The sequence below is a fragment of the Hyphomonas sp. BRH_c22 genome (assembly GCF_000961795.1).
In the GTDB taxonomy this organism is placed as follows: domain Bacteria; phylum Pseudomonadota; class Alphaproteobacteria; order Caulobacterales; family Hyphomonadaceae; genus Hyphomonas.
This window is the reverse complement of record NZ_LADU01000115.1, coordinates 102,210-111,681: the sequence shown is the minus strand read 5'-3', so window position 1 is coordinate 111,681 and position 9,472 is coordinate 102,210. Positions and strand designations below refer to the sequence as shown.

The following is a 9,472-nucleotide window of genomic DNA, read 5'->3' as shown; positions in this document are numbered from 1 at the left end:
CGGCCGGGCGGATGGCTGGACCTGACGGCGCAGGCCCGCTCGCCGGGCTCGACGCTGAAGCCCTTTATCTATGCGATGGCGTTTGACGACGGCACGGCGGCATCCGACACGCTGATCTCCGACCTGCCGAAACGCTTTGCCGCCTACCAGCCGGAAAATTTCGACCGCATGTTCCGGGGGGATGTGCGGGTGTCCGATGCCCTGCAGCACTCGCTGAATGTGCCTGCCGTGATGATACTCGACAAGGTCGGGCCGGAGCGCTTCGCGGCGCAGCTGGCGCTGGCCGGGGCGAGCCCCCGCATTGCCGGTTCTGCCAGCCATGAAGCCGGTCTCGCGATTGCGCTTGGCGGCGCGGGCCTGACAGCGCGCGAACTGGCGGTGCTGTATGCGGCGCTGGGAGACGGAGGCATCGCCAAGCCGCTTGTCTGGCGGGAAGAGGAAGAGGCCGCCTCCCTCGCGCGTCCCGGACGGCGCCTGATCGGAGAGTCGAGCGCCGAGGAAATTATCCGCATCCTGCAAAATGGCCCGACACCGGAAGGTCGCGTGCCGGGCCGCCTGACGGAAAACGCCCCTCAGATCGCCTTCAAGACCGGCACGTCCTATGGCTATCGCGATGCGTGGGCGGCCGGGGTGGCGGGTGACCTGGCGATTGTCGTCTGGGTTGGCCGGGCCGATGGCGCGCCGCGGCCGGGTGTGACCGGCGGCGATGCGGCCCTGCCGGTCCTGTTCGAAATTGCAGACCGGGCGGCCCACCATCTGCGCGACACGGGTGAGGCGCGCGGCCGCCTGACATCCGAAAAGCACGTCAGGTCCAGGGGCGCCATGCGCGACTTTGCCGCCGCTGCGCCGCCGCAAATCCTGTTCCCGCCCCGCGATGCCGAATTGTGGGCCGGCAGTGTCGATGGTGCCCCGGCGCGCGGGTTCGTCCTCGCCGGCCGGGGCGACGGCAAATTGTCCTGGTATGTCGATGGCGCGCCCTGCGAGGTTGACGATGCGGGTGCGCCGGTCTGGTCACCGACGCGCGAGGGCTTTTACACCGTTACTGCAGTCGATTCAGCAGGCCGCGCCAGCCGAGTCCGTGTACGTGTGCTCACGGGGCCTGCCTGAAGACACGGCATTGCCGCAATTTCGACACGCCCTGGCAACACGCGATCAACACAAATCTGTTAGGTATGCGATTGCCGTCTTCTCGGCAGCGGGGGATTTCCCATATGTGACGTCAAACGGCGCGTATTGCCGCCGTCCTGATGAATAGTGAGTATGTCATGCGTGCCCGTTCTGCCCCCGTTGTCGCCATTGCTGCCGGCCTTGCCGCGACCGGCCTTGCCTTCTTTTCAAGTGCGGGCGCTGAGGACCAGCCAGTCAATGAAGCGCCCAAGCGCATGGCGTCGGCCGTCTTTGCCGGTGGCTGCTTCTGGTGCGTCGAATCCGATTTCGACAAGGTTGACGGCGTTATCGACACGATTTCCGGCTATACAGGCGGGCATGTCGCAAATCCGACCTACAAGCAGGTCAGCCGTGAAAACACCGGCCACTATGAATCGGTGAAGGTGACCTACGACCCCGATATCGTATCCTACGACTATCTCGTTTCCTATTTCCTGCACCATGTCGATCCGACGGATGCCGATGGCCAGTTCTGCGACAAGGGCGAGAGCTATCGCACCGCCATCTTCGTGGCGAGCCCGGAAGAGCGTGCCATTGCAGAGGCCGATATCGCTTCTGTTGAAGCGTCAGGCGTGTTGCCGGATCCGGTGGTGACCCAGGTGATCAGCGCTGACACGTTCTGGCCGGCCGAAGATTATCACCAAGATTACTATATCAAGAACCCGATCAAGTACCGCTATTATCGCGCGTCCTGCGGACGGGACGGCCGGGTCAAGGAACTCTGGGGCGACAGCGCCGCCGCTCACTGACCTGTCAGGAGCGGGCAGGGCTGTGCCGGAAATTCCGACTGGCCCTTGTGGCGCGCTTCCCACGCCGCGTCATGGCGCTCAGGCGCGAAGCCCGATGCCAGATAGAGATGGAACTGCCGCGTGATCGGGCAGCCATTGCGGCGCGTGCCGAGCGGGATCTCGATCTCTCCCACCGATTCAAATGTCGTGAAGTCGCTGCGCAGCATGGGCCGCATCGCCGGATGCAATGACACGACCAGCACGGTCTCATCCAGCGGCGGCTCAAGCGGCGCGGATTCGGAAAAGCTCTTCGGCACACCATACCGCCGCCAGGAGAGCAGGGGCAGGTCGCGGCCGCGCGCATAATAGTCCAGCCCGTGCCACACCTCGCGCTCGTCGACGAGCACGGACGTGGCACCAAGCTCGCGCGCCTGACGGAACACTTCCGCCGCCGCCGTCTCCCATCCGCGCGTACGCTTCTGCGCATTGTCGAAACCGAGTTCGGTCGAGATGTGGGCAGGGATGAGGGTCATGGTCGTGAAGAAGACAGCGATCAGGGCGTGGGCGGCGAGACTGGTCCACAGGAGGCCTGCCGGACGGTAGGCATGAAGGCGGCCATAGAACATCATTGCGCCTGCGATCACGCCGCCGATCAGCAGGCGCAGCCAGAGCGCAAGGTCCGGCGTGGCCAGGATGGCCACGAAGGTCAGGCCTGCAATCCAGAACCACAGGCTGCGATTGGGCTGCGCGCGGATCAGCCAGGCCGCCACCAGGACGCTGGCTGCCGGCCAGGCGGTCGCCGCCCAGTTGGCATTGGCCCGTGACAGGACAGCCTGCACGAGGATGATGACAAGTACCGGCACGACAAAGCAGAGCAGCCAGCGGTCACGGCCCATCAAGCCCGCCTCCGAGCGGCGCATCACGAACAGGCCGAAGACCAGCGAAATCAGGCTGATCGGCCCGAACACGCCCATCTGGTCGACAAGGAACTCAAGCGCATGTTCGGGATGGAAGAGGTCTCCGCCGAGATTGGCATTGTCCACCGTGTGGCTGACCGTCTTGAAATCATTGGCGGCATTCCAAGCCATGTGCGGTGCGAAGATGGCGCCAGCCACCAGGAGGGCGACCAGCCCGTGACGCGACAGCAAGGCCTTGCGCGTGTCGCGGTCGAGCAGCAGCGTCAGGCCCATGCCGATCAGGAAGTAGACCATCGCATATTTCGACAGGAAGCCCGCACCGAGCGCGACACCGAGGGCGGCCGCGCTGGCCCAGCCGCCCTCGCCGCTGCGCAGGCGCCAGAAGGCAAAGAGGCCCGCGCACCAGAACGGCATCAGCACGCCATCGGTCGATATCACGACAGATGACAGGATCACGGCGGGCATCAGCGCATAGCCGAACGCGGCCATCATGCCGGTGCGCGCGCCGTACATTGCGCGGCCGAGCAGGAATATGAACAGCGCGCCGATCGTGTGCAGGAACGGCGCCGCCAGCCGCACGGCCCATTCGTCATTGCCAAACACGGATGTCACCGCATGGATCACCCAGGCGATCATGGGCGGCTTGGAATAATAGCCCCAGTCCAGAGTCTCGCCCCAGCGCCAGTATTGCGCCTCGTCAGCATAGAGGTTCAGCGGTGCCACCGCGAGAAAGCCGACACGCAGCAAGAGGAGCAGGCCGAGACCCGCAAGCGTCGCACGCAAATACAGGGATTCCGATTCGCGACTCAGGCCTGCCATGTCGTCTCACCTTGATACATGCTCTGCTTATGCCGCGCACGGCGCGTCGAATACAGCCCCCTTTTCGGGCAAGACCTGCCCCCTGACGGCTCAAAGCGTGGCTTTTTTGCATCGCAACAAATCGAATGACACGATTCACGGCTACCTACGTTGAACTGTTAAAAACTTGTCACTAATCCGTCATGCAGCGGCGGTAAGCGACCGCAAACCGACCACGCACACCTTTCAGGTCGGCGGATCATTCGCATCAGGGGAAAATCATGATGAATTGGAATACTTTCGGTCGCGGCATGGCGGTTTCCGCCATCGCGCTCAGCGTGGCTGGCATTGCCTCCGCACAGGTCACAACTTCCAGCATTCGCGGACAGGTTTCCGATGCAGACGGCGCTCCCGTCTCCGGTGCGACAGTTGTCATCACGCACACGCCATCGGGCACACTCTCTGCGGCCGTTTCCGGCCCGAACGGCTCATTTTCGTCGCGCGGCCTGCGCGTCGGCGGACCCTACACCGTTGAAGTCACCGGCGCCGACTTCACGCCTGTCACCGTCACAGACATCTTTATCGCACTCGACCAGACCTACCCGCTGAACCTCACTGTTTCCGGCGCGCGTACGCTGGACACGGTTGTCGTCACCGGCAGCCAGCTTCAGTCCGGCTTCTCCAGCCAGGGGCTCACGACCTCGCTCGGCCTTGAGGCTCTCAACGAAGTCGTCACGATCGACCGCGACATTACCGACGCAGCCGAGCTCGACCCGTTCGCAAGCGTGAACGTCCAGTCGGGCGGCGCCAAGGAACTGACGATTGCCGGCGCAAACAACCGTTTCAACTCGCTCACCATCGACGGCGTTGCACTCAACGACCGCTTCGGCCTGAACGCCAACGGCTACCCGACCCAGCGCTCGCCAATCTCGTTCGACGCGATCCAGTCCCTCTCGGTTGAAACCGCTCCGTTCGACACCGAGTATAACGGCTTCACCGGCGGTACGATCAATGCCGTGACAAAGTCGGGCACCAACGAGTTCCACGGATCGGCCTTCTACTTCAAGACCGACGATTCGATGGCTGGCGACGAACTTAACGGCCGCACGGTTGACCGTTCGTTCGAAGAAGAGACCATCGGCGGCACATTTGGCGGCCCGATCATCAAGGACAAGCTCTTCTTCTTCCTCTCCTATGACAAGTATGAAGAAGCTGCAGCCCTGAACCGCGGCCCGACAGGCTCGGGCGCCGTCAATATCGAAGATGTGACGCCTGAAGATATTGCCGAAATCACCAATATCATGTCGACCGTCTATGGTTTCGACACCGGCGATTTCGCCGGCGGCGTGCCACCGGTCGAAGACGAGAAAATCCTCGGCAGCATCGACTGGAACATTACCGACAATCACCGCGCGAAATTCACCTATATCAAGACCGAAGGCGCAGCGATCAACGAGCAGAACGGCAACAACTTCGTGCAACGTGCCGATCTTGCCTACCCGTCCTCCTGGTATACCAACTCGGAAACAGTGGAATCCTTCATCGGCCACCTCTACTCCGACTGGACGCCGAGTTTCTCGACCGAAATCAAGATTGCCCAGACGACCCAGGCCACAGGCCAGGACAGCCTGAATGGCGCCGAGTTCTTCCTCGGCTCGGTCGAAACATCGACAGGTACCGTCATTGCATTCGGGCCTGACCGTTTCCGTCATGGCAACGAACTCGATCAGGAATTCATGCAGTACAAGCTGAAGGCCGAATACCTTTACGGCGATCACACACTGAAGGCTGGTATCGAGCGGGAAGAAGTCGATGTCGACAACCTGTTCGCCCAGAACTCCGAAGGCACGTATGCCTTCGCGTCGATCGACGATCTTCGCAACCGGATCGCAACTGACGTGACTTACAACAATGCCATCACCAATGACGAGAATGACCTTCGCGCCATCTGGGGTTACAATTACAATTCGGTCTATGTGCAGGACACCTGGGACATTCGCGACGATCTCAGCCTGCTCTTCGGCCTGCGCTATGACTACTACCAGTCGAGCGGCAAGATCCGTGAAAACCAGAACTTCATTGATCGCTACGGCTATTCCAACACGAACGACCTGGAAGGCCTTGATGTCGTCCTTCCGCGCTTCTCGTTCAAATGGGACGCCAATGACGCCGTCACGGTTCGCGGTGGTGTCGGCCGGTTCTCCGGTGGTTCGCCAAGCGTGTGGGTCTCCAACAGCTATTCCAACGATGGCGTGATCAACGGAGATGTTTCCGACTCCGGTACGATCCTCGTGCCGAACACGCCTGACGCGGCAACGGGCAACTATATCCCGGGTTACCTCCTGGACGAACTTGCGAACCAGACCCCGGACGGTTCGGTCAATGCGCTCGACAATTCGTTCGAGATCCCGTCGACCTGGAAGGCCAATCTTGGCGTTGCAGTCAACACACCGGGCAACTGGCTGCTGACAGCTGACGTGCTTTACAACAAGCTCGAGAACGCACCTTACTGGTATGATGCAACCTGCGGCGATCCGGTTTCTGCCGCACCAGACGGGCGTCCTGTCTATAGCTGTGGTGGTGCACCACAGGCCATCATCGTCGGCAGCGTTGACAAGGGCAACTCGCTGCTCTGGGCTGTTTCGGCCAGCAATGACTGGGAAACACCGGTTGGCGATTTTGACCTCTTCACCAGCTATACGCATGCAGACGTCAACGATATCGGCATGGGTACGTCTTCGACCGCCACGTCGAACTATTCCGACACGGCACGCTACAGCTACCAGAACCCACGGACGGGTACGTCGAACTTCGAAGTCGAGCACCAGTTCAAGATGCGCCTGAACTGGGAGAAGGAATTCTTTGCTGACTATGCAACCAAGGCATCGCTCTTTGCGACCCGTCGTTCGGGTCAGCCTTACTCCTACACGTTCAACACGACGGGACGGAATGATGTGTTCGGCATCAACGAAAGCAGCGCCGATGATGCCGGTGCCACTTTCTACGTGCCGACGGGCTTTGACGATCCGCTGTTCTCGGCGAATTCCTTCGGTGGAGATGTGAACCTCCAGCAGGACTTCTTCAGCTACATCGCCACCTCGGAACTCAACCAGTACAAGGGCAGCATTGCACCCCGTAACGGTGACAATTCCCGCTGGTCGACGATCGTTGATCTTCGCCTCCAGCAGGAACTGCCAGGCGCGATGAAAAACCACCGCACATTCCTGTTCCTTGATGTCGAGAACCTCGGCAACCTGCTCGACAGCAGTGCAGGCCGTATCGAGCGTACCCGCTATGAGTACAAACGTCTGGTCAGTGCCGCGACAATCGAAAATGGCCAGTACGTCTATGGCTTCCCCGGCCGCGATGGCATCTGGGGCACAGGCGACCGGGATGAATCGACATTCAGCACGTCGAAGAACTCCGAAGTCCTGAACCAGTCGCTCTGGCAGGTCCAGATCGGTGTGAAGTACGAGTTCTAGATCCTTCGCGGATCCAGAGCGTAGATTGGGGAAGGGCGGCCTGTCATGCAGGCCGCCCTTTTCCTTGTTTCAAACCTGTGGCAAGGCCAGCGACCATGACCGTTACCCCCCGTTTCCTCCCACCCGAATGGGCTCCGCAGTCTGTACTCTGGTGCGGCTGGCCCCGGCTTGCCGATGAGTGGGGCGGTGATTTCCACGGCGCGCGCGCTGAAATCGCCGCCTTTGCCCGCGTGGCGGCAGGCTTCCTGCCGGTGAAGCTGGCGGCCGGATCAGACGAGGCGGCCCGGTCAGCCCGCGAGGCTGTCGGCGATGTTGCTGAAATCGTCGAGGTTCCGACCGGTGATATCTGGCTGCGGGACACCGGCCCGATCATCACGACGGGCGAGGGCGGCGCGCAGGCCGAAACCTTCCGCTTCAATGGCTGGGGCGGCAAATACCTCATGCCCGGCGATGCCGATACGGCGGCTGCGGTGGCCGGTGTCGAAGGCATCAGGGTGCGCGCGCATGACCTGGTGCTTGAGGGCGGCGCGATCGACGTCGACGGGGAAGGGCGGCTGTTGACAACGCGGCAATGCCTGCTGAACCCGAACCGGAACGGCAACTGGACCGAGGCGGACGCCGAAGCCGCGCTGGCTGCGGCCTTCGGGGTGAACGAAGTGATCTGGCTGGGCGACGGCCTGCTCAATGATCATACCGATGGCCATGTCGACAATATCGCGCGCTTCATCGCGCCGGGGCATGTGCTGTGCCAGCACCCGGCCGGCAGCGAGGACCCGAATGCCGAGATACTGCTCGCCATAGAAGACAAGCTGCGTACCGCGGGGCTGATGGTCTCGACGATTTCCTCGCCGGGCCATGTCCACTTCGGCGATGGCGCGCCCGTGCCTGCCAGCCACATGAATTTCACCATCACGAACGGGGCGGTGATCGTCCCGACCTATGACGAGCGGTTCAGTCTGGTTGCGCTCGCCCAGCTCGGGCCGCTGTTTCCCGGCCGCAAGGTGATTGGCCTTCCGGCATTGAACATTTTGCGCGGGGGCGGCAGTTTCCATTGCATGACCCGCGAAATCCCCGCCTGAACCCCTTTCACCCGCTCACCGCCCCCTTCCGCCCCCTCGGACACCGCCCATGACCCGCTCCATCACCCTCGCCGCCATCCAGTTCTCGCCGAGCGACGACGTTCAGGAAAATATCGCCCGTGTGGCGGACTTAATCGAACAGGCGGCTGCGCAGGGCGCAGATGTCGTTCTGCCGCCGGAACTTTTCTGCGGCCATTATTTCTGCAAGACGCAGGAAGAGGCGCATTTTGCCCGGGCCCTGCCATGGGAAACTCATCCGGCAGTCGTGCAACTCTCTGAAATCGCAAGGAAATGCGGCGTCGTTGTGCCTGTCTCAATCTATGAGAAGGACGGTCCGGCCTATTACAATTCCCTCGTCATGCTCGACGCTGACGGCAGCGCCATGGGCGTCTACCGCAAGAGCCACATTCCGGATGGCCCCGGCTATCAGGAGAAATTCTACTTCCGCCCCGGCGACACGGGTTTCCGCGTCTGGGATACGCAAAAGGGCCGTATCGGCGTCGGCATCTGCTGGGACCAGTGGTTCCCGGAAGCGGCCCGCGCCATGACCCTCATGGGCGCCGACGTGCTGCTGTACCCGACCGCGATTGGTGCCGAGCCACAGGATTCAGCCCTCGACACGGCAGGGCGCTGGCGCCGGGCCATGCTGGGACATGCGGTATCAAACGTGATTCCGGTCTGCGCGGCCAATCGTGTGGGCGATGAAGGCGGGCAGGTATTCTATGGCACCAGCTTCATCGCCGACCAGGCTGGCGAGGTCGTGACCGATCTCGGCCGCACTGAGGAGGGCGTCATTCAGGCGACGTTCGACCTCGATGTGGTCGACCGGGATCGCGCGGCCTGGGGGTTTTTCCGCGACCGGCGGCCGGACCTTTACGGCGCGCTGGTCTAGTCCTGCGGGCCGCGGCGCGCCGCGTCGAACCAGTCTGTCATCACGCCGCCGGGTACGCGGGAAAGATCGCGGTACCAGTCCGGCAGGTTGTTGATCGCATCGGCTGTGTCACCCCAGCGGCGAAGGTTTGCATCGGCCGCAGAGTGGAAAGCCTCGCGCATGCGGGCCTCATCCATGGGCTGGAATTCCGGGACACCCTGAACGCCGGCGAGGCTTTTCTGCGCCGTAAGCATCATTTCCAGGGTCGAGGCAGTGAGGGCAAGCGAGGCGCGCCAGGGCGCCAGCCAGAGGTCCATCATGACGGAAAATCCTTGTTTCTAATCTGAATAGTAGGCCGATATTGTGCGGTGCACAACAAATCTCATGCCAAACATGCCTGCTTGCCCCGTTTTCGCCGCGAGCGAATGCC

General features: G+C 62.0%; 7 protein-coding genes. 5 read left to right on the top strand and 2 right to left on the bottom strand.

What is annotated here, in order from left to right; all coding sequences use genetic code 11:
• Together VR74_RS16385 and msrA are read left to right on the top strand one after the other, a co-directional pair.
• On the top strand, positions 1 to 1,107 hold a 1,107-nt coding region (locus VR74_RS16385), incomplete at its 5' end, for a penicillin-binding transpeptidase domain-containing protein (protein WP_045698546.1).
• 158 nt (positions 1,108 to 1,265) lie between these two features.
• Complete coding sequence (msrA, locus tag VR74_RS16380) at positions 1,266 to 1,916, top strand: peptide-methionine (S)-S-oxide reductase MsrA (protein ID WP_045698600.1); 651 nt, start codon at positions 1,266 to 1,268, stop codon at positions 1,914 to 1,916.
• Here the strand turns inward: msrA and VR74_RS16375 are convergent.
• Positions 1,910 to 3,631 carry a glycosyltransferase family 39 protein gene (locus VR74_RS16375; protein ID WP_045698545.1) on the bottom strand — a complete coding sequence of 574 codons (1,722 nt, stop codon included), beginning with the start codon at positions 3,629 to 3,631 and terminating at the stop codon, positions 1,910 to 1,912. The genes msrA and VR74_RS16375 overlap by 7 nt on opposite strands.
• Before the next feature lie 260 nt (positions 3,632 to 3,891).
• Between VR74_RS16375 and VR74_RS16370 the strand changes: the two genes are divergently transcribed.
• The 3 genes from VR74_RS16370 (at position 3,892) to aguB (ending at position 9,063) form a co-directional block, all read left to right on the top strand.
• Positions 3,892 to 7,092 (top strand): TonB-dependent receptor, encoded by a 3,201-nt coding sequence (locus VR74_RS16370; RefSeq protein WP_045698543.1) that lies wholly within the window; start codon positions 3,892 to 3,894, stop codon positions 7,090 to 7,092.
• Between the two features lie 95 nt (positions 7,093 to 7,187).
• Positions 7,188 to 8,171 carry an agmatine deiminase family protein gene (locus VR74_RS16365; protein ID WP_045698541.1) on the top strand — a complete coding sequence of 328 codons (984 nt, stop codon included), beginning with the start codon at positions 7,188 to 7,190 and terminating at the stop codon, positions 8,169 to 8,171.
• A gap of 49 nt (positions 8,172 to 8,220) precedes the next feature.
• A complete protein-coding gene (aguB, locus tag VR74_RS16360; protein ID WP_045698540.1) occupies positions 8,221 to 9,063 on the top strand; it encodes an N-carbamoylputrescine amidase in 843 nt (280 codons plus the stop codon).
• On the opposite strand, the gene VR74_RS16355 is transcribed toward aguB, so the two are convergent.
• A complete protein-coding gene (locus VR74_RS16355) occupies positions 9,060 to 9,362 on the bottom strand; it encodes a hypothetical protein (RefSeq protein WP_045698539.1) in 303 nt (100 codons plus the stop codon). The two genes, aguB and VR74_RS16355, sit on opposite strands and share 4 nt — an antisense overlap.
• Positions 9,363 to 9,472 lie beyond the last annotated feature (110 nt).